Raw genomic sequence first — 20764 nt, 5'->3', positions numbered from 1 at the left:
GGAATTGTCCGTTTTTTCCCGTTACGAAACCCGTGCATAAAGCATGCCTCGCCGACGGCCGCCGAGCCGCCGGAATCCCGGCCGTCGAACGTCGGAATCCCGGCCCGCCAAGCGCCGGAGTGCCGCGCCGCCGAAGGTCGGAATCCCGACCCCCCGAACGCCGAAATCCCGGCCCGCGAACGAGCCGGGATACGACGCAGCGAGGGCCCCCCGGCCGATGCCGGGAGAGCCCTCACCAAGGTTGCCGTGGAGACGAGGAGAAATGAACCTCAGGCCCAGCCGCGACGGTAAATCAGGCCGCCCCCGAGAACTCCTAGCGCCATTGACGCACGGTCAATTACCAGCGCTCGCCGCCCTCGTGGTGGCGGGCGCCGTTGTCGTTGTGGTTGTGGTTGCGGATGACGATGCAGACCTGGCCACGGTGGTGGCGACGGCCGCCCCAGCCCCAGCCCCAGCCGCCGCCGCCGTGGTGGCCGCCGCGGCCGCAGCGGTGGTTGTGGTGGCGGTTGTGGTGGTGGTGGTGACGACGGCCCCAGCCCCAGCCGTCGTCCGTGCGGATGGACGTGCCGGTGCTGAACTGGGTGGTCGCGCTGGCCGCGGTCGTCGCCGCGCCCGCGCCCACCATGCCGCCGGTCAGAGCCGTGCTGATGGCGAGGCCTGCGATGACACTCTTGAGCTTGGGCATTGTGTTTCCCCCTGAAGGATCGATTGCCCCGTTTTCGGCGTTTCCGGTTTGCCAGGAAACAGATCTTGGACGGCTGCTGAAGGCTCATCCACCGAAAGACATTTCCGGGCCGGTGCGCGGGCAAACAGATACGCCTCCATTTTGCTCTGCATTAACAATCTTATTGCTCGCATTAAACATTTATCAAATGAAATGAGAGGATATGTCCGATTGTGCCGCATATGGAGGGGGTGGGCGGGTGGGTGTGAGCGGCTCGCCGGGCGCATCCGTGGATGTCGGCGAAGGTGGTGCGACGAATACGGCGGCGCAGTGCTCAGGCGCGGAAAAGGAAATGCCCGCCATGAAAAAGCACGTGGAGAGGGCGAAGATAAAAGCCCCCTGGTGACGCGCGAAGAAATGCAGCGTCACAATCGGTGTCCTGTTGATTCCCCAGAGTAGCGGTGCTAAACGATCAGAAGCGGCTTTTGTCCCACTCTTGGGGTGTCGTATGCCTACCGTCTGCCGATCTTCTTCAGGTAGCGGCCGAAGGAGAAGCCTCTGCGCCCGATCTCCGTCCCGTGGATCCGCCGCCACGCCCCGGCAGCCTTCCTGCAGCTTCCCCACGTCCGATCCCCCGGATACAGCTTGTCCACGATCCGCCCCCGCGGCTCGGCCCGTACGTTCAGCCGGGTCTTGATCCGCACGACGCGGTACGTGCACCCCGCGGCGGCGTCCGCCGGAGCTGGGGCGACGGCCGCGAGCCCGCCCGTGGCGAGCACCACGGCCACGAGGGCGGCGACGATACGGGACGTGAGCATGGCGGTACCCCCAGTGCACGTGTGTGACGTATCTCCCTGCTGCCAGAAACCTCCGGCAAATAACCGGTCTGTACGGAATCCAGACCCCTTCTGGAGGCGATGGTTATCGTTGATGAACGGGAAGAGACGTTCGAAGAGCGACAAGGGGGAGACGAGATGAGCGCGGCGCCGATCCCACACTGGCCAGGACGAATGATCGGCTCGGTGCACGTACGATCCACTCCGGACGGCCCCGCCGAACAGGCGGTGTTCGTGCACGGGCTGGCGGGCTCCGCCACCAACTGGACCGACCTCATGGGCGAGCTCAAGGACACGGTCACCGGCCACGCCCTCGACCTGCCCGGCGCCGGGTTCTCGCCCGCGCCCGCCGACGGCGACTACTCGATAGAGGGCCACTCCAAAGCGGTCATCGAGTTGCTGGAGCACACAGGACCGGCCCATCTGTTCGGCAACTCGCTCGGCGGCGCCGTCGCCGTCAAGGTCGCCGCCACGCGGCCCGAGCTGGTCCGCTCGCTCACGCTCATCTCCCCGGCCCTGCCCGATCTGCTGCCCCGGTACGGCCCGATCCGCGTCGCCGCGGCGGCCGTGCCCGTCCTGGGTGAGTGGGTGGCCTCCCGGCTGCGCCTGATCCCCGCCGAGCAGCGCATCACCGCCTCCATGGCCGTCGTCTGGGCCAACATGGACGCCGTGCACCCGCTGCGCCTGCGCGACGCCATCGAGGAGCAGCGCCGGCGCGACGACCTGCCGTACTCGGGTGAGGCCATGATCCGCTCGGCCCGGGGCATCGTGGCCGAGTACTTCCGCCGCAAGCAGACGCTGTGGCACCACGCGGCGATGGTGCGGGCCCGCACGCTGATCATTCACGGGCGCCACGACCGCCTGGTCCGCCCGGCCATGGCCAGGAAGGCGTACCGTACGTTCCGGCAGGTCAGGCTGGTGCTGCTGCCGACGGCGGGGCACGTGGCGATGATGGAGACGCCACAGGTCGTGGCGGCGGAAGCACGCCGTCTGATCGGTGAGACTCGATTGGGGAATGCCCCACTGCCGGGCTAGGTTTCACTACGAGATAAGACCCCCTGAAACGGGAGCGTAGAAAAGTGTCGTTGCCACCGCTGGTCGAGCCGGCCGATGAGCTGACCGTCGACGAAGTGCGCCGCTACTCGCGCCACCTGATCATTCCCGACGTGGGCATGGCTGGGCAGAAGCGGCTGAAGAACGCCAAGGTGCTGTGTGTGGGCGCCGGGGGCCTGGGCTCGCCCGCGCTGATGTACCTGGCGGCGGCGGGCGTCGGCACCCTCGGCATCATCGACTTCGACGTGGTCGATGAGTCCAACCTGCAGCGCCAGATCATCCACGGCCAGTCCGACGTGGGCAGGCTGAAGGCCGAGAGCGCCGCGGCGTCGGTCCGTGAGATCAACCCGCTGGTCGACGTCGTGATCCACAACACGGCGCTGACCACCGAGAACGTCATGGAGATCTTCTCCGGCTACGACCTCATCGTCGACGGCACGGACAACTTCGCCACGCGTTACATGGTCAACGACGCGGCGGTCCTGCTCGGCAAGCCGTACGTCTGGGGCTCGATCTACCGCTTCGACGGTCAGGCGAGCGTGTTCTGGGCCGAGCACGGCCCCTGCTACCGCTGCCTCTACCCGGAGCCCCCGCCTCCCGGCATGGTGCCGTCGTGCGCCGAGGGCGGCGTGCTCGGCGTGCTGTGCGCGTCGATCGGCTCGATCCAGGTCAACGAGGCCATCAAGCTGCTCACCGGCATCGGCGACCCGCTGGTCGGCCGGCTGATGATCTACGACGCCCTGGAGATGAAGTACCGCGACGTCAAGGTCCGCAAGGACCCCGAGTGCGTGCTGTGCGGCAAGAACCCGACGGTCACCGAGCTGCTCGAGGACTACGAGGCGTTCTGCGGCGCGATCTCCGACGAGGCCGCCGAGGCCGCCAGCGGCTCCACGATCACCGCGCTGGAGCTCAAGGGCATGATGGACCGCGGCGAGAACATCTACGTCGTGGACGTGCGCGAGCCCAACGAGTACGAGATCGTCTCGATCCCCGGCGCCACGCTGATCCCGAAGGGCGAGTTCCTCAACGGCTCCGCCCTGGAGAAGCTGCCGCAGGACAAGAAGATCGTGCTGCACTGCAAGTCCGGCGCCCGTTCCGCCGAGGCGCTCGCGGTCGTCAAGAACGCGGGCTTCGCCGACGCGGTGCACGTCGGCGGCGGCGTGCTGAGCTGGGTGAAGACCGTCGATCCGAGCCTGCCCAGCTATTAAGGGGTTTCGGCCGGGACGCCCCGGTTAAGGTCGTTGCCGTGAACTCCGCCCGCCCGTGGCCGACACTCGTGGTGGCCTCCGCGCTGACGCTGATCTGCGCGGTGGCCGCCGGGGTGGCGGGCAGCGCGGCGGGCACGGAGCTGACCCGCGGCCCCACGGCGGCCGAGTTGCGGGCCGCGGCCGAGCGCGAGGTGGCCGGCCGCTGGCGCACCTGGCCCACCGGCCGTATCTTCCCCGCCACACTGCCGTACTCCGCCGAGCAGGGCGGGCGGGAACGTGCCAGCAGGATCGGCATCTCACCGCGCACCTCATGCGGCGACTCGGTCGATCCGAAGGCGGTCAAGGCCCTGCGCGGGGCCGGCTGCAAGGGCGTGCTGCGGGCCACGTACGTGGACGCCCTGCGCGGCGTGCTCGTCACCGTCGGCGTGGTCGCGCTCCGGGACGAGCCGGGCGCCGCACGCGCCAAGTCCGCCTTCTCCGACACCGGCAAACCCTCTCCCGGCCTGCGCCCGCTGGCCTTCCGCGGCACGCTGTCCGACCGGTTCACGGCGGGCGTGCGGCAGGCCGGTTCCGTACGGCAGGCGGGCCCGTACCTCGTCCTGACCACGGCCGGTCAGGTGGACGGCCGGCCGGCGGACGCGGCGGGCGAGCCCCGTCCCGCCATCTTCGCCTTCGCCACCGAGCTGGCCGAGCGCGTGCTGACCGAGCTGAGCACGCCCGCCATGCCCGACTGCGGCTCCCGGGAGTGGCAGTGCTGAGAGCGGGCAGGCGAGTGGTGGCGGTCGCGGCGACGGGGATGCTGCTGTTCGCGGCGGCGCCGGCGCGGGCCGACGACGTACGCGGCGGGCAGGAGGCGGTGATCAGGACGCTGGCGCTGACCCAGGCCTGGCGGACCAGCACGGGCGCCGGTGTGACGGTGGCCGTGCTCGACTCCGGCGTCGATCCCGGCCACCGCGACCTGAGCGGCTCGGTTCGCGAGGGCAAGGATTTCACGGCGGGCGCGAACCCGCCCGGCACGCCTCCGAGCAGGTTGCACGGTACGTACATGGCCTCGCTGATCGCCGGGCACGGTCACGGCCCCGGGAATAAACAAGGGATCATCGGCGTCGCGCCTGCGGCGGACGTACTGTCTGTAAGGGTCATCCTCGAGGACGAGGAGCCGGGTTTCCGCGAGTTCAACTCGGCCGAGCGCTTCGAGAACGTGGTGGCCCGGGGCATCAGGTACGCGGTCGACGAGGGGGCGGACGTGATCAACATGTCGATCTCCAAGGAGCTGGCGACCAGGGAGGAGCGCGCGGCCATCCGTTACGCGATCTCCAAGGGCGTCGTGCTCGTCGCCGCCGCGGGCAACGACGGCGACCGGCGGGTGATCGGCGACTTCGCGCCCTACTCCTATCCGGCTGCCTTCCCCGGCGTCGTCTCGGTCGGGGCGACCGACCGGCGGCTGCGGCGGGCCTCGTTCTCCAACTGGAACTCCTCGGTGCTGGTGGCCGCCCCCGGCGTGGACATCATGGGCGCGGGCCCCGGCGACGAGTACTGGGTGGGCAGGGGCACCTCGCAGGCGACCGCGCTGGTGTCGGGGGTCGCCGCCCTCATCAAGGCCAAATATCCGGACCTGTCGCCGCCGCTCGTGGCGCGAGCCATGGCGGGCGGCGCGCGCGACCGGCCGCCCGGCGGCTACGACACCGCCACCGGGTTCGGGGTCGTGAACGCCGCCAGGGCGCTCGCCGAGGCGTCCAGGCTGGCCGGCCACACCGAGACCGCCACCGGCACGCAGGCCGCGGATCCGGCCCTGCCGGTCGCGGGCGGGCCCGCCGGGCCGGTGAAGGTCGTCGTCAGGGACGAGCGGCGGATCACGACGTACGCGGCGATCGCCGGGGGAGCCGCCGCCGGCGCGCTCGCCGCCCTGGCGGTGATATTCATCCTGGTCAGACGCGTGCGACGGGTGCACATCTCACAACAGGCATGATCCGGCTCCTTACGGGGACGAAATAGACACGGAGCGATTGCGGGAACGAGGCGGTGGTGAAGGCACGTAGGTCGACCTCAGGGCTACCGCGCGCCGGGGGAGAAGCCACGCAAGGGCGGAGCAATCCGCTCGGCGCCCCCACCGGCCGCCGATCACGCGTGCGCTCGTGGCCGGCGGCGGACTCGCGCAGGCGCACGGCCGCCAGGGAACGAGCCGAGCTGCTCGCCCTGCGGCAGGGCATCAGGTACCGCCGCCTCTTCGTGGCGCTGCTCGGCGTCATCATCGCCGTCTCGGCCGTCGTGGTGCTGCTCGGCACCGTCGGCCTGTTCGCCGAGACGCGCTCGCGCCCGCTGACACCCGACGAGCAGAACCAGTACAAGCAGGAGGAGATCGCCCGGCGCTGGCAGGCCTGGCCCGCCACCGGGGTCTTCCCCGAGGAGGTCAAGTATCTCGGGCTGGACCGCGCCCAGCAGTACGCCAGGCGGATCGGCATCGCCCCGGAGACCGACTGCGGCAAGGCCGCGGACGCCTCGGTGGCCGGGGTGCTGCAGAGCCACGGCTGCGTCACGATGCTGCGCGCCACGTACATGGACCAGACGGCCTCCTTCGTGTTCACGGTCGGCGTGGCCGTGCTGAAGGACGAGGCGTCGCGCATCTCGGCGGGCGAGGAGCTGACCCAGGACGACCGCGTCGGCGTGCTGCCGGTCTCCTTCCCCGGCACGGTGAGCGAGCGCTTCGGCCCCGACCAGCGCCAGCGCACCGGCTGGGTGGGCGCGGGCCCGTACCTGGTGTTCTCGACGGGCGGTTACGCCGACGGGCGCACCAGGGCCGCGATCCCGCCCGAGGAGATCCTGCACAGCGAGCTGTGGCCGGCCGCCAAGTCCATCGGCAACCAGATCGCCTACTTCCTGGCGGACCCGCCCAAGGTGCCGCCCTGCACTCAGGGGAACGTGTGCTGACGGCCGTGCGCGTGCTCACCGCCGCGATACTCGCGTTCTCGGGAACCGCTCCCGACCCTGTCAGGGACCAGCAGCAATGGGTCCTGGACGCGCTCAACGTCGAGCAGGCGTGGTCGGTCACCAAGGGCGAGGGCGTCACCGTCGCCGTCGTCGACAGCGCCGTGGACACCGGGGTCAAGGAGCTGAAGGGCCGCGTGGACAGCGGCCCCGACATGACCTCCGGCACGATCGAGCGGGAGCTGCCGCCCGGCAGGCACGGCACCGCCATGGCGGGGCTGATCGCCGCGTCCGGCGCGGACGACGGCCTCATCGGCGTCGCTCCTGGCGCGCGCGTCCTGTCGCTGCCCATGGTGATCGACGACGAGCCCGGCTTCGCCGTGCCGCCGGTCGAGGCGGAGGGGATGGCGGCCGAGAGCCCGCTCGCCCGCGCCCTGCGGTACGCCGCCAACCACGGCGCCCAGGTGGTCAGCATGTCGATCGGCTCGTACGGGCCGCTGCGGTCGGAGCGCGAGGCCGTCTCGTACGCGCTGGGCAAGGGCGTCGTGCTCGTGGCCGCGGTCGGCAACGACGGCCTGACCCCGTACACCAAGGAGAAGGGCACCTCCTACTGGAGCTTCCCCGCCGGTTACCCGGGCGTCATCGGCGTGGCGGCGACCGACAAGCAGGGCAGGCGGGCCACGTTCAGCAGCGACAACCTGTCGGTGCTGGTCGCCGCGCCCGGCGTCGGGGTGCCCGTGCTCAAGCGGGAGGGCGGCTACGAGCTGTCCGAGGGCACCAGCTCGGCCGCCGCGCTGGTGGCGGGCGTGGCGGCGCTGATCAAGTCGCGCTACCCGAAACTGGCGCCCGAGCAGGTCGCCCAGGCGCTGTCGTCCAGCGCGAGGGGGCGGCCCGCCGCCGGGTACGACGACCAGACCGGCTTCGGGGTGGTGGACGCCGCCGCCGCGCTGAACGTCGCCGAGCGGCTGACCGGCGCCAAGCGCAGCATCGCGCCCGGCATGGAGCACTTCGGCCAGGGCGAGGACTCCCCGGTGCCGTCGCGGCCCGGGCCCGACCCGCTGCGGCTGTGGTTGTACGGGGGCGGGGTGCTGGTCGCGCTGGTCGCCTTCTGCGGCGCCATCATCGTGCTCAACCAGCGCAAGCAGGAGTGATGAAGCCGATTCTCGTTCGGCGGGAAGATCCGCTATGGTCCCGCTCCATGGGATACGAGCTGCGGGTGGTGCGTGAGTCACCACTCGCCTTCGCGGAGCTCGCGAAGGCCATCGCGCCGGCCGGGTTCGAGCTGCGCGACTCCGAGGAGATCGTGACCGGTCACCGGGGCGGCGTGCACGCCGTGGCGCGCTGGGAGGGCCAGCTCGTCGGCGAGCCCGGCTCCGACTGGCAGGTCGCGCAGCTCCTGCGGCTGTCCACCGCGCTCGGCGGCCGGCTGATGGGCGAGGACGGCGAGGAGTACCTGCTGAACGAGGGCGTCATCGAGGTCTCGGCGGCCGGCGGCGCGGCGGCGGGCACGGTTGAGATCGGCAGGTTCGAGGAGATCATCGACGCGGGGCCGGCCGCATGGAGCCCGTGAACCCGTTCGCCGAGCGGGTGCTCGACCTGGTCGAGCGCATCCCGCCCGGCAAGGTCATGGCCTACGGCGACATCGCCGAGTACCTCGGCGAGGGCGGCCCCCGTCAGGTGGGCAAGGTCATGAGCACGTGGGGAGGCGGCGTGCCGTGGTGGCGCGTCGTCCACGCGGACGGCACCGCCGCCGCCCCCGACCACCTGCGACGATGCCTCGCGCACTGGCGCGAGGAAGGCACCCCGCTGCGCGGCGAACGTGCGGACATGCGCCTGGCACGCTGGGACGGGCGTTCAGGGGATTTTCAGTAACCCAGCTGACCTGCACTTTCGCCGAACGGGCGATTCTGTGACATGTGACTCCCATTACCATGGGCAGAACACTGATGGCGGCCCGAAAGGCGGTGCCACCCCTATGGCCACCGGCGTCACAGCCCGAAGCCAGGGCGGCGATTCGCTCGCCGACCGCCTGAAGGCTGTCCAGGATCTCTGCGATCGTGGCGAGCCTTTCGAAGCGGTCATGCGAGCGGTCGGCCCAGGCGGTCGCGACGCGGCGTTCGACACCGAGGTGCTCAGCGGCCCCCTCGGGGCCCGCATCGACCTCGCGGTCAAGCGCGGCGCCCCGCGACGGCGGGAAATGCTCGACCTCGTGCGCCCCTACCTCAAGGGCGTCGACGCGCGCGTCAAGCGCGACCTGCCGGTCGCGCGCCGCGTCATCTGCCACCTGATCGAGCACCGTCCCGACGAGGAGCTCGTCGAGGGCGAGACGCTCACCAAAGTGGTCACCGCGGCGGCCGAGCCGTCCAAGCGCATCCGCAAGGGCCTGAGCTGGTACGCCGACCTGCCCTTCCGCGACGAGCTGCCGCCCGACCTCTACCGGCTGCGCCGCTCCGACCTGGTGCCGGTCACCCACATCGACGACATCGTGTGGGCCGACGGCAAGCTGCGGGTGAGCGGCTTCGCCTACCTGGCGGGCCTGTCGGTGCGCAGCCGCAGGTTCAACATGGCCACGGTCGTGCTGCGCGGGCCCCGCTGGCTGCCGCCGATCCGGCTGCGCACCCGCAGGGTCCTGGCCCCCGAGGCCACCCACGGCGCGCGCGAGCCCGGCTGCAACTACGACTGGTCCGGCTTCACCGCCGAGCTGAGCCCGTGGCCGCTGCGCTGGCGCGGCGCCGTGCGCGGCGTGGTGTCCGGCGTACGCCGCCACATGCGGCACCGCCCCTCCGTGCCCGACGCCACGACGTGGCGCGCCGAGATCGTGTTCTGGAGCCGGGGCGCGCGGGCCACCGGCCTGCTGCGCGGCTCCTCGATCGGCCGGCCCGAGCGGCCCGCGGGGCTCAAGCTGAAGCCCGGCTGGTGGGTGCGCCCCGTCTGGACCTCAGACCGGGCGCTGCAGGTCGTGCTCCAGCCCAACAGGGCCGAGCTGACCGGCGTGACGCTCGACGGCGAGCGGCTGGAGCTGAAGATCTACCTGCCCGGCCGGCAGGTCACCAAGGGCCACGCCCGGCTGGGCGGCCACCGCATCGCGGCCGAGTTCACCCCGTCGGGCGACGGCACCCAGGTCGTGGTCGGCCTGGCCGTGCCCGCCCTGCTCCAGGAGAAGGACGGCCGGCGGCTCTGGGTCGAGCCCAAGGGCGACCCGGCGGCCTCCGTCATGCTGGCCGACCTGGTCGAGACCCGCACGCCCGTCGGCGACCGCGAGATCACCGTGCTCGGCGACCGCCGCGACCGCGTCGTCGTCTCGGCGCACCGCATCCGCCCGGTGCTCACCTCGGCCGTCTGGCAAGGCTCCGAGCTGGTCCTGAGCGGCCACTACCCCGACGCGCCCGGCCCGCGCACGCTCACGCTGCGCCACCGGTCAGGGCTGTCCTACCTGCTGCCGATGGAGCGCTCCGGCGACGCGTTCTCCGTACGCGTGGAGCCGGGGTCCATGGACCGCTTCGGCGAGTCCGTGCCGCTGGCGTCCGGCACCTGGAACATGTCGCTGCGCCACCCGTCCGGCGAGATCGTCCCGCTGCGGATGGACCACGCGGCCCTGGGCGGCCTCGACGAGGAGCCGCGCACGCTCGCCGGCCACGTCTTCCGCATGATCTCGACCCGCTTCGACGTGCCGGTGATCACCGTGGAGGAGGACAGGCCCGCGCAGGAGCGCGGCGTCGCGGGCACCCACGTCCTGCGCCGCGTCTTCTACCCGGCCCAGCGCACCGAGCCGCTGCGCGACACGACCGTGTACGTCGTCAACGACGGCCGCCACTACGCCGACAGCGTCCGCGCCATCTACGAGGAGCGGCTGCGCAGGGGCGACGACCGCGAACACCTCTGGATCGTCAAGGACGGCGCCTTCGTGCCGCCCGGCGGCGCCACCGTCATCCGGGCGGGCAGCCGCGAGCACCACGAGGCGCTGGCCCGCTCCCGCCACATCGTCACCAACTCCTTCCTGCCCGCCTGGTTCAGGGCGCGCGAGGACCAGGTGGTGCTGCAGACGTGGCACGGCACCCCCGCCAAGCTGATCGGCAACGACCAGCCGCACATGCAGCGCGACCCCAGGCCGCCCATCTGGCACCGCCAGGCGGCCGAGGTGCGCGGCTGGGACCTGCTGCTGTCGCAGTCGCCGTGGGCCACGCCGGTGCTGCGCAAGGCGTTCGGCTACAAGGGCGAGATCCTGGAGAGCGGCCTGCCCCGCAACGACGTGCTCAACTCGCCCGACCGCGACGCCCGCGCCGCGGCGGTGCGCGAGCGGCTCGGGCTGGCCGAGGGCAAGCGCGTGGTGCTGTACGCGCCCACGTGGCGCGACTACGACCGCAAGAACGCCATGGTCAAGCTGGACCTGGCCAAGGCCCGCGAGGCGCTGGGCGCCGACCACGAGATCCTGGTCCGCGCCCACCCGATGCAGGCCATGCCCGCCGTCCCCGAGATCGCCCGCGACGTCACCACTTATCCGGACATCGCCGATCTGCTGCTGGTGGCCGACGTCCTGGTGACCGACTACTCCTCGGTCATGTTCGACTTCGCCTGCACCGGCAAGCCGATCGTCCTGTACGGCTACGACCTGGCCAAGTACTCGTCCAAGCGCGGCCTCTACATCGACCTGCCCGAGCAGGCGCCAGGTCCGCTGCTGTCCACGTCGGCCGACGTGGTCGACGCGCTCCGCTCGATCGACCAGGTGGCGGCGGCCCACGCCGACCGCTACGACGCCTTCCGCGCCACCTTCGCCCCTCGCGACGACGGCAAGGCCACGGCCAGGGTGGTGGACCGGCTCTTCTCCTGAGGTTCAGAAGAGGTCGGGCAGGTTCCCCGGCAAGGGATAGACCTTGCCGGGGTCGTAGTCGTACAGGAAGCCCAGGTCCGACGTCCTGAGCACGACGTCGTCGGGCAGGCTCTCGACGTAGGCGTGCAGCAACGCCGAGATGCTGGTGCCGCAGGCGATGTCGCCGGTGCCGATCAGCTTGCGGACGTGCGCGAGCGGCACCCACTCCACCCGCTCCGCCTCCCACGGATGCGCCGGCTCCCCGACGCGGGTGGCGGAGTGCGCCCGGTAGATGTGGTTGAGCCCGTCGGAGAACCCGTTGCCGGGCTGCACCGCCAGCAGCGGCCGCAGGGCCCCGGGACGCCAGCCGGTCTCCTCCTCGACCTCCCGCGCCGCGGCGGCCATCGGCGACTCGCCCTCGTCCACCTGGCCGAGCGGGATCTCCCAGCCCCAGCTGTCGGTGATGAAGCGGTGGCGCCAGATCAGCAGCACCCGGCCCTTGTCGTCGGTGACGACGGCCCCCGCCCCCGGCGCCGTACGGACCAGCCGATGGTCGAGATGGCGCCCGTCGGGCAACTCCACGTCGGCGATCCGCACGTCGAGCCACGGATCGCGATAGACCGACCTCTCGGAGTGGACCTGCCAGCGCATGCGATCAACCCCCGCGCAAGGGAAATGTTGACCCTACGTTACAAGCCCGAACGCTCCGTACGTGGCCGGATCGCCGAAGTCACTTGCGCAACTCGACCTCAAGGCTCAGCGGCGTCTGCCTGATCTCGTACGAGCCGAAGCCCACCCCCGACAGGAGCGCCTCGAACTCGGCCTTCGTGTACGCCCGCCTCGGCAGGAACGACCGCAGCGCGAGCCTGGTGAACAGCTTGGACACCATCCCCATCCGCATCCGCGCCACGTCGGCGTCCACGGCCTGCTTGGACACGTCCTTGCGCAGGTCGAGGATCAGCCCGCCCGCGCCGGGCCGCAGCACCCGCCGCATCTCCCGCAGCGCCCCCGCCGGGTCGGAGAAGTTCTTGAACGCGGCGCAGCAGATCAGGAAGTCGAAGGTGTCGTCGTCGAACGGCATGGCGGAGGCGTTCCCGAGCCGGAAGTCCACCGGCGCGCCGGCCGCCAGGGCCTTGCCCCGGGCGATGGAGACGAACGTCTCGCTGATGTCGAGGCCGGTGACCGTGTAGTCGCCGGTCGCGGCCAGGGCGATCGAGAGGTAGCCGGGGCCGGGGGCCACCTCCAGGACCTTGGCGCCCTTGGGGGCGCGCTGCCGCACCATGGCGACCTGCTCGTCGTAGCGGGAGGCGGCCTTGGCGTTGCTGGCGTCGTACCAGCGGGCGAGCGCGCCTTCCATGCTGATGCCCTTGTAACCCTTGTCGGTCATGCGAAACACGATATGTCGCGAGGAGGAGAAGTCAAGATATATCGCGGTACCCGTGAAGCTCCTGGCGAACAAAGTGCCCGGCGTGTCGCAAGAAAATCTGACTTTTGCCTCGATACGGTAGGCGGATCGCTAGGGGAGACCGGGCAAGTCGGCACGATCTACCCCTGTGGTCTGGTGGAATCTAGTGCTGTGAGTGCTCAGACCTGGCGGTTGGTGCGAAGAGGCAGCGGGGGGCCCGATGTGCCTCCTGTGCTCGATGAGCATCAACGTGCCGTAGTCGGGCACCAGCGCGGCCCCCTCCTCGTTCTCGCAGGTCCCGGCACCGGCAAGACGACCACCATCGTGGAGAGCGTGGTCGACAGGATCGAGCGGCGCGGCGTCGACCCCGAGCGCGTGCTCATCCTCACCTTCAGCCGCAAGGCCGCCGAGGAGCTGCGCCGCCGCGTCACCGGCCGGCTGCGCCGCACCACGCGCACGCCGGTGGCCATGACCTTCCACTCCTACGCGTACGCGCTGCTGCGCCGCGAGTCCGTGCTGGCGGGCAAGGCGCCGCCGCGCCTGCTCACCGGCCCCGAGCAGCTCCTGGAGATCCGGCGGCTGCTGCACGGCGAGCTGGAGGGCGGCGCGCCCGACTGGCCGCAGTCGCTGCGCGAGCCGCTCAAGACGCGGGGCTTCGCCGAGGAGCTGCGCGACTTCCTGTCGCGCGCCAACGAGCGGGGGCTCGACGCCGAACGACTGATCGCCCTGGGCCGGTTGCACGGGCGGGCCGACTGGGCGGCGGCCGGGCGCTTCTCCGAGCGCTACCAGGACAGGTTCGACCTGGCCCCCGAGGAGACCTACGACTACGCCGAGCTGGTCGGCGCCGCCACCGCGCTGCTGGCCGACCCCGAGGTGCGCGAGCGCGAGCGGGCGGCGCACGACGTGGTGTTCGTCGACGAGTACCAGGACACCGACCCGGCGCAGGAGCTGCTGCTGACCCAGCTCGCGGGCGACGGCCGCGACCTGGTCGCGGTGGGCGACCCCGACCAGTCGATCTACGGGTTCAGGGGCGCCGACGTCCAGGGCATCATGAAGTTCCCCGAGCGGTTCAGGACACTCGACGGCCGCGAGGCGCCCGTGCTGGCGCTGCGCGTGTGCCGCAGGAGCGGGGCCGACCTGCTGGAGGCCTCGCGGCGAGTGGCGGCCAAGCTGCCCGTCGCCCCTGCGCCGACCCGGGAGCCCGGCCAGGACCCTGACGACTGGCCCGACCATCGGCCCGACCACCGCCACGGCCACCGCGACCTCGTCGCGCCGCTGGACGCCGACCCGGGCGAGACGCGGGTGCTGCTGGCCGACAGCACCAGCCAGGAGGCCGCGATCGTGGCCGACACGCTGCGCCGCGCCCACCTGATCGACGGGGTGCCGTGGCACCGGATGGCGGTGCTGGTCCGCTCGGCCAGGCGGCAGGTGCCGCTGCTGCGGCGGGCGCTGACCAACGCCGGCGTGCCTACGATGATCGCGGGCGACGAGGTGCCGATCGCGCAGGAGCCGGGCGTGCGTCCGCTGCTGACGATGCTGCGGGTGGCGCTGGATCCGTCCGAGCTCGACGAGGGGGTGGCGGAGGAACTGCTGACGGGGCCGCTCGGGGGCACCGACATGATCGGTGTACGCCGCCTGCGCCGCGCACTCAAGATCGCCGAGAACGAGGCCATGGGCGCGGCCGCCGACGAGGCCATCAGCCCGGACGACACCGCCAGCCCGGACGAGGCCGCCGACCAGGAGGCGGACGCGGGTGAGCGGGCCGCCGGCCCCGGTGCGGAGGCGGGTGGGGGGATAGCCGAGGAGGTCGAGGGGCTGCCGTTCAAGGCGCGCTCGTCCGGCGAGCTGCTCGTCGCCGCCGTCAAGGACATCCGCGAGCTGACCCGGGTCGAGCCGCACGTGGCGTTCCCCGCCGAGCGCGTCGCCAAGCTCCTGGCGGCGGCCCGCGACGCCGCGCGCCAGGGCGGCACGGCGGAGGACCTGCTGTGGACGATCTGGGACGAGAGCGGCCTGGCCCGCCGCTGGAGCGAGCTGAGCCTGTCGGGCGGCCCCAGGGGCGCGCAGGCCGACCGCGACCTCGACGCGGTGGTGGCGCTGTTCGACCACGCCGCCAGGTTCGTGGACCGGATGCCGATGGCGGGCCCCGAGGTGTTCATCGACGACCTGGCCGCCCAGGAGATCCCCGGCGACACGCTGGCCGACCGCGCCCCCGACGGCGACGCCGTGCGGGTGCTGACCGCCCACCGCGCCAAGGGCCTGGAGTGGGACGTGGTGGTCGTGGCGGGCGTCCAGGAGGGCGTCTGGCCGGACCTGCGGCTGCGCGGGTCGCTGCTGGGCATCGAGGATCTCATCGACGTGGTGGAGGGCGGCGAGCCGAACAAGGCGTCGCTGGTGTCCAAGATGCTCGCGGAGGAGCGCAGGCTCTTCTACGTGGCGGCGACCAGGGCCAGGCGCAGGCTGGTGGTCACGGCGGTGGGCGGCGAGGACACCGACGAGCGGCCGTCCAGGTTCCTGTCGGAGCTGATGCCGGGCGCGGTGGAATCGGCCACGGTGGACGACAGGGCGCGCTGGCTGAACATGTCCGCCCTGGTGGCCGATCTGCGCAGCGCGGTGACCGATCCGACGAAGCCGCGCAGGCTGCGGCACGAGGCGGCCAAGCAGCTCGCCAGGCTGGCCGCCGCCGGGGTGCAGGGCGCCCACCCGAACGACTGGTACGCGCTCACCCCGATCTCCGACGACCGTCCGCTGAGCTGGCCGGACGGGGTGGTGAGCATCTCGCCGTCGGCGGTGGAGAGCTTCACCAAGTGCGGCCTGCGCTGGCTGCTGGAGACGGCGGTCGGCGCGGCGGGCACCAGCACGGCGCAGGGCCTGGGCAACATCATTCACGCGCTGGCCGTCCTGGCGGCCACCGACCTGCCCAGCGAGGACCTGCTCGGCGACCGCCTCGACCAGATCTGGAACGACCTCGACTTCGGCGGCGTCTGGTACAACCGCAAGCAGCGCCAGGTGGCCGAGCAGATGATCGGCAAGTTCCTGCGCTGGCACAAGGAGAACCCGCGCGAGCTGGTGGCTTTGGAGGAGGCGTTCACGGCGATGGTGTCGGAGGGCGTCCAGATCAAGGGCCGCGTCGACCGGGTCGAGCGCGACTCCGACAACCGCGCGGTGATCATCGACCTCAAGACGGGCGGCTCCAAGCCGAAGGCGGGCGACCTGGACCGCCATCCGCAGCTCGGCGTCTACCAGCTCGCGGCGCTGCTGGGCGCGTTCGCCAGGCACGGCATGACCGAGCCCGGCGGCGCGGCACTGGTGCAGCTCGGCAAGGCGGCGGGTAAGAACGACGCGTTGGAGCAGTCGCAGGGCGCGCTGGCCGACGACAAGAACCCGGGTTGGGCCAAGGACCTGGTCGACACGGTGGCGGTCGGCATGTCGGGCCCGTTCTTCCAGGCCAAGGTGAACGACGGCTGCCGCACCTGCGCGGCCAGGGCGAGCTGCCCGGTCAACGACAACGGGGGCCAGGTGTGCTGACCCCCGCCGAACTGGCCGGCAAGCTCGGCATCCTCCCGCCCACCCCCGAGCAGGCGACGGTCATCGAGGCCCCGCTGGAGCCGATGGTCGTCATGGCGGGCGCCGGCTCGGGCAAGAGCGAGACCATGGCGGGCCGGGTGGTCTGGCTGGTCGCCAACGGCCTGGTCAAGCCGGAGAACGTGCTGGGCCTGACGTTCACCCGCAAGGCCGCCGCCGAGCTGGCCACCAGGGTCAGGGAGAGGCTCAACGGCCTGGCCGAGGCCGGGCTGGTCGAGCCGGGCACGCTCGACAACGAGCCGACCGTGTCCACGTACCACGCCTACGCCGCCCGCCTGGTCACCGACCACGCCCTGCGGGAGGGGCTTGAGCCGACCATGCGGCTGGTCACGCCCGCCGTGTCGTGGCAGCTCGCCTCGCGGGTGGTGGCGATGTACGACGGCCCGATGGACCGGATCGAGCTGGGCCCGCCGTCGGTCACGGCCGCGCTGCTGGAGCTGGCGGGCGAGCTGTCGGAGCATCTGCGCTCGGCCGCCGACGTGCGGCGGGTGGGGGAGTGGCTGGAGGGCAGGCACGCCGTGCTGCCCGGCCGGACGACGCTGGCCCAGCGCAAGCCGCTGAGCGTGCACGCGGCCAGGGAGCAGCTCCTGCCCCTGGTGGAGCGGTACGAGCGGCTCAAGCGCGCCCGCGAGGTCATCGACTACGGCGACCAGATGTCGCTGGCCGCCCGCATCGCCGCCAACCACAAGGAGGTCGGCGAGATCGAGCGGGGCCGCTACTCGGTGGTCCTGCTCGACGAGTACCAGGACACCAGCCACGCCCAGCTCGTCCTGCTGCGCTCGCTCTACGGCGGCGGCCATCCCGTCACGGCCGTGGGCGACCCGTGCCAGTCCATCTACGGCTGGCGCGGCGCCTCTGCGGGCAACCTGCGGCGCTTCCCGAAGGACTTCCGCACGGCCGCCGGCGACCAGGCGCCGGTCCGGCAGCTCAGCGTCAGCTTCCGCAACGGCGACCGGGTGCTCGACGTGGCCGCCCGCGTCCAGCTCGCGCTGCGCATGGAGGCCCGCGAGGTCCCGGTGCTGATCCCCGGCCCGAACCGGGTCGAGCGCGGCCGCGTCACCTGCGCCTTCCACGAGACCGCCGAGGACGAGGCGAAGTGGATCGCCGACGGCGTCTCCAAGCTCCTCGGCCAGGAGACGGCCCCCGACGGCATGCCGTGGGGCGAGAAGGAGCGCAAGAAGACGCTCGCCCTGCAGCCGCAGGACGTCGCCATCCTGGCCCGCAAGCGCTCGCAGTTCCCCGCCCTGCGCAGGGCGCTGGAGGAGCGCGACATCCCGGTCGAGGTGGTGGGCCTGGGCGGCCTGCTGACCGTGCCCGAGGTGAACGACATCGTGGCCACCCTGCGCGTCCTGTACGACCCCACGGCGGGCGACGCGCTGGCCAGGCTGCTGGCCGGGCCCCGCTGGCGGATCGGCCCCGCCGACCTGCGGGTGCTGGGCGAGCACGCCCGGACACTGGCCCGCGAGCTGAGCGAGAGCCACCGCGAGGACGACCCGCTCGACCAGGTGGTGGCCGACCTGGCCGAGGAGCGCGGCAGCCTGGTGGACGCCCTGGACGAGCTGCCCGACAGGGAGGGGTGGCTGGAGCCGTTCTCGCCGCTGGCCCGCACCAGGCTGGTGGCGCTCGCCCAGGAGCTGCGGCACCTGCGCGCGCACACCGCGCAGCCGCTGCCCGACCTGATCAGCGAGGTGGAGCGCAGGCTGGGCCTGGACATCGAGGTGGCGGCGCGCAGCGGCACGGTGGGCGCGTTCGCGGCGCGGGCCGACCTCGACGCGTTCCTCGACGCGGCCTCCAGGTTCGCGGGCGACGCCGAGGATCCGACGCTGGGCGCGTTCCTGGCCTACCTCCAGGCGGCGGAGAGCGAGGAGTTCGGGCTGGAGGCGGGCCGGGTCGGCGAGAGCAACAGCGTCAAGCTGATGACCGTGCACGCCTCGAAGGGCCTGGAGTGGCCGGTCGTGGTGGTGCCGGGCCTGTCGCAGCTCGTCAGCTCGAAGGGCACGATCGCGACGGGCAGCATCTTCCCCGCCACGCCGGTGATGAACAGCCGGTGGACGGAGAACCCGCGCAAGCTCCCGTACCCGCTGCGCGGCGACGCCGCCGACCTGCCCCGGCTGTCCGGGCTGAGCAAGGAGGAGTTGGCGGCGTTCGACGAGCACTGCCGCGAGCGTGACCTGATGGAGGAGCGCAGGCTCGCGTACGTGGCCGTGACCCGCGCCCACTACCACCTGATCGCCTCCGGCTACCGCTGGGGCAGCGCGACCAAGCCGCTGGAGCCGTCCGACTTCCTGCTGGAGATCCGCGACACCGCCGACCGCATCTCCTTCTGGGCGGACGACCTCGAAGAGGGCGCCACGAACCCGCTGCTGGCCGAGCCCGCGCAGGCCACCTGGCCGGTCGAGCCCGAGGGGCTGCGCTACGAGTCCGTGCTCGACGGCGCCCAGCTCGTGGAGGACGCGCTGGCGGGCACGCTGGGCCCGTACGAGGATGAGCCCGTCAAGGCGTACGAGGAGGAGCGGCTGCGGGCCTGGCAGCGCGACACCGACCTGCTGCTGCGCGAGCGCGAGCTGCACCGGCGCAAGCCCGCCACCACGGTCGAGCTGCCGACCAAGCTGACCGTGTCCTCGCTGGTCACGCTGGCCGCCGACCCGCGCGAGCTGGCCCGCAAGATCCGCCGCCCGGTGCCGAAGAAGCCCGCGCCGCTGGCCCGCCGGGGCACCTCGTTCCACAAGTGGCTGGAGACGCGGTGGGACCAGCAGCGGCTGATCGACGACCTGGAGCTGTACGACGAGGAGGTCGAAGAGGCCGACGTGCGGCTGGCGGAGCTGCAGGAGCGGTTCGAGCAGAGCGAGTGGGCCGACCGGCGGCCGGTGGACCTGGAGGTCCCGTTCGAGACCATGATCGCCGACCGGCTGGTGCGCGGGCGCATGGACGCCGTCTTCGAGCGGCCCGGCGGCGGCTACGAGGTCGTCGACTGGAAGACCGGGCAGCCGCCGAGGGGCAAGAAGGCCGCCAAGGCCGCCTCCGTGCAGCTCGCCGCGTACCGGCTGGCCTGGTCGCATCTGGCGGAGGTGCCGCTGGAGGAGGTGGGGGCGGCCTTCCACTACGTGCGCGCCAACCGCACCGTCCGCCCGGTCGACCTGCTGGACGCCGACGGCCTGGTGGCGCTGATCGAGAAGGTCAGGCTCTTAGATGGTGAAAAGCCGGCTTCGGGTGCATGAGGAAGTCGTGGTGCGAGATGTTCCAGGCATAGGCCCCGGCCATCTCGAACACCACCGTGTCTCCCACACCCACCGAGGTCACGATATTTCTGGCGAAAACGTCTTTCGGGGTGCATAGCTGGCCGACGAGCGTGACCGGTTCGCCGGCCACGTCCGGCCTGCCCGCAGGCAGCACGGTGAACGGCTGGTCGTGGCCCTTGGTCGCGGGCGTGCGCAGGTGGTGGGTGCCGCCCAGCAGGATCGCGTACGCCTGGCCGCGCACCCGCTTCACGTCCACCACTCTGGTGACGTAGTAGCCGCAGTAGACGGTCAGCGCCCGGCCGGGCTCGATGCGCAGCCTTCTGTCCCGTCCCAGCTCGGCCAGCCCTTTTCCGTACGCCTCCCAGTCGAAGCGGGATTCGGGCGTCTCGTACGACACCGCCATCCCGCCACCCAGGTTGACCTCCTCCCAGGCGTGGTCCAGCAACCGCCGCGCCAGCCCCAGCAGCGGCCCGGCGTCGAGCCCGCTGGCCAGGTGGGTGTGCAGTCCGCGCAGCCGGACGCGGTCCCCGAACAGCGGCAGGCACTGCGCCACCGCGTCCTCGTCCATCCCGAACGGCCCGCTCATCGTCAGCGCCGCCCCCTCGACCGGCAGGTCCGGGTTGAGCCTGAGCAGCACGTCCGCCTCCAGCCCCGTGCCGATCAGGCGGCGCAGCTCGTTCGGCGACTCGACGTGGATCCGGTGGTGCGGCAGGCGCAGCTCGGCGTCGGTCTTGCCGGGCCCGCCCAGCGCCACCCGCGCACCCGGGAACAGCCTTCTCACGTGCGCGTGCTCGCCCGCCGACGACACCTCGAACCCGTCCACGTGCCCGGCCAGCACGCGCAGCAGCTCGGCGTCGGGGTTGGCCTTGACCGCGTAGTACAGCTCGACGGGCCCCAGCGCGCGCCGTACGGCCGCCACGTGCTCGTCCAGCGCCGGCAGGTCATAGAGGTAGGCGGGGACCTCGGGAAGAGCGGCGGCGGCCGTCAGGACCCGGGAGCCGATCATGCGAGCGGGTTCGCGATCGGCACGTAACCGGCGGCCCGG

At 71.9% G+C, this 20764-nt stretch carries 16 protein-coding genes; 11 read left to right on the top strand and 5 right to left on the bottom strand.

Annotation, left to right across the window (positions count from 1 at the left end; translation table 11 throughout):
- Positions 1–337: 337 nt before the first annotated feature.
- Both FXF51_RS42180 and FXF51_RS42175 read right to left on the bottom strand, forming a co-directional pair.
- Positions 338–685, bottom strand: a complete 348-nt coding sequence (locus FXF51_RS42180) for a hypothetical protein (RefSeq protein WP_148440394.1) — start codon at positions 683–685, stop codon at positions 338–340.
- Between the two features lie 491 nt (positions 686–1176).
- Complete coding sequence (locus FXF51_RS42175) at positions 1177–1482, bottom strand: hypothetical protein (RefSeq protein ID WP_148440393.1); 306 nt, start codon at positions 1480–1482, stop codon at positions 1177–1179.
- Between the two features lie 204 nt (positions 1483–1686).
- Between FXF51_RS42175 and FXF51_RS42170 the strand changes: the two genes are divergently transcribed.
- The 9 genes from FXF51_RS42170 to FXF51_RS42130 all read left to right on the top strand — a co-directional run bounded on the left by FXF51_RS42170 (position 1687) and on the right by FXF51_RS42130 (position 11514).
- The gene (locus FXF51_RS42170; RefSeq protein ID WP_262380188.1) at positions 1687–2535 is read left to right on the top strand and encodes an alpha/beta fold hydrolase; all 849 of its coding nucleotides are present in this window, start codon (positions 1687–1689) and stop codon (positions 2533–2535) included.
- 44 nt (positions 2536–2579) lie between these two features.
- Positions 2580–3761, top strand: coding sequence for an adenylyltransferase/sulfurtransferase MoeZ (gene moeZ, locus FXF51_RS42165; protein WP_148440391.1), 1182 nt, complete (start codon positions 2580–2582; stop codon positions 3759–3761).
- 38 nt (positions 3762–3799) lie between these two features.
- Positions 3800–4519, top strand: a complete 720-nt coding sequence (locus FXF51_RS42160) for a hypothetical protein (protein WP_262380187.1) — start codon at positions 3800–3802, stop codon at positions 4517–4519.
- Entirely contained in the window at positions 4507–5730 is a 1224-nt protein-coding gene (locus FXF51_RS42155; protein ID WP_262380186.1) for a S8 family serine peptidase, read from the top strand. Before FXF51_RS42160 ends, FXF51_RS42155 begins: the two co-directional genes overlap by 13 nt.
- Positions 5731–5888: 158 nt before the next feature.
- Positions 5889–6689, top strand: coding sequence for a hypothetical protein (locus FXF51_RS42150; protein WP_148440390.1), 801 nt, complete (start codon positions 5889–5891; stop codon positions 6687–6689).
- Positions 6683–7837: a S8 family serine peptidase gene (locus tag FXF51_RS42145; protein WP_148440389.1), complete on the top strand. Its 1155-nt coding sequence runs from the start codon at positions 6683–6685 to the stop codon at positions 7835–7837. The genes FXF51_RS42150 and FXF51_RS42145 overlap by 7 nt, the downstream gene beginning before the upstream one ends.
- 47 nt (positions 7838–7884) lie before the next feature.
- A complete protein-coding gene (locus FXF51_RS42140) occupies positions 7885–8256 on the top strand; it encodes a hypothetical protein (protein WP_148440388.1) in 372 nt (123 codons plus the stop codon).
- Positions 8244–8558, top strand: a complete 315-nt coding sequence (locus tag FXF51_RS42135) for an MGMT family protein (protein ID WP_148440387.1) — start codon at positions 8244–8246, stop codon at positions 8556–8558. Before FXF51_RS42140 ends, FXF51_RS42135 begins: the two co-directional genes overlap by 13 nt.
- 208 nt (positions 8559–8766) lie before the next feature.
- Positions 8767–11514 (top strand): CDP-glycerol glycerophosphotransferase family protein, encoded by a 2748-nt coding sequence (locus tag FXF51_RS42130; protein WP_148440386.1) that lies wholly within the window; start codon positions 8767–8769, stop codon positions 11512–11514.
- Between the two features lie 3 nt (positions 11515–11517).
- Here the strand turns inward: FXF51_RS42130 and FXF51_RS42125 are convergent, their stop codons facing one another.
- Both FXF51_RS42125 and FXF51_RS42120 read right to left on the bottom strand, forming a co-directional pair.
- Complete coding sequence (locus FXF51_RS42125; RefSeq protein WP_148440385.1) at positions 11518–12144, bottom strand: NUDIX domain-containing protein; 627 nt, start codon at positions 12142–12144, stop codon at positions 11518–11520.
- Between the two features lie 79 nt (positions 12145–12223).
- On the bottom strand, positions 12224–12880 hold the full coding sequence (locus FXF51_RS42120) for a class I SAM-dependent methyltransferase (protein WP_148440384.1): 657 nt from the start codon (positions 12878–12880) through the stop codon (positions 12224–12226).
- A gap of 249 nt (positions 12881–13129) precedes the next feature.
- Here FXF51_RS42120 and FXF51_RS42115 point away from each other — a divergent pair, with 249 nt between their 5' ends.
- Both FXF51_RS42115 and FXF51_RS42110 read left to right on the top strand, forming a co-directional pair.
- Positions 13130–16423 (top strand): ATP-dependent helicase, encoded by a 3294-nt coding sequence (locus FXF51_RS42115; protein WP_148440383.1) that lies wholly within the window; start codon positions 13130–13132, stop codon positions 16421–16423.
- Positions 16417–19698 carry an ATP-dependent helicase gene (locus tag FXF51_RS42110; protein ID WP_148440382.1) on the top strand — a complete coding sequence of 1094 codons (3282 nt, stop codon included), beginning with the start codon at positions 16417–16419 and terminating at the stop codon, positions 19696–19698. Before FXF51_RS42115 ends, FXF51_RS42110 begins: the two co-directional genes overlap by 7 nt.
- Here FXF51_RS42110 and FXF51_RS42105 read toward each other — a convergent pair.
- The coding region (locus FXF51_RS42105) for an alanine racemase (RefSeq protein ID WP_411268422.1) at positions 19658–20764 on the bottom strand (1107 nt) is incomplete at its 5' end. The two genes, FXF51_RS42110 and FXF51_RS42105, sit on opposite strands and share 41 nt — an antisense overlap.

The organism is Nonomuraea sp. PA05 (assembly GCF_008086045.1).
Lineage (GTDB): Bacteria > Actinomycetota > Actinomycetes > Streptosporangiales > Streptosporangiaceae > Nonomuraea > Nonomuraea monospora.
Note: the sequence above shows the minus strand (reverse complement) of the source record. Positions and strands in the feature narration are given on the sequence as shown.

Coding starts and splice junctions, on each gene's coding strand:
- FXF51_RS42180 (WP_148440394.1), bottom strand. CDS start 685: ATGCCCAAGCTCAAGAGTGTCATCGCAGGCCTCGCCATCAGCACGGCT.
- FXF51_RS42175 (WP_148440393.1), bottom strand. CDS start 1,482: ATGCTCACGTCCCGTATCGTCGCCGCCCTCGTGGCCGTGGTGCTCGCC.
- FXF51_RS42140 (WP_148440388.1), top strand. CDS start 7,885: ATGGGATACGAGCTGCGGGTGGTGCGTGAGTCACCACTCGCCTTCGCG.
- FXF51_RS42135 (WP_148440387.1), top strand. CDS start 8,244: ATGGAGCCCGTGAACCCGTTCGCCGAGCGGGTGCTCGACCTGGTCGAG.
- FXF51_RS42130 (WP_148440386.1), top strand. CDS start 8,767: ATGCGAGCGGTCGGCCCAGGCGGTCGCGACGCGGCGTTCGACACCGAG.
- FXF51_RS42125 (WP_148440385.1), bottom strand. CDS start 12,144: ATGCGCTGGCAGGTCCACTCCGAGAGGTCGGTCTATCGCGATCCGTGG.
- FXF51_RS42120 (WP_148440384.1), bottom strand. CDS start 12,880: ATGACCGACAAGGGTTACAAGGGCATCAGCATGGAAGGCGCGCTCGCC.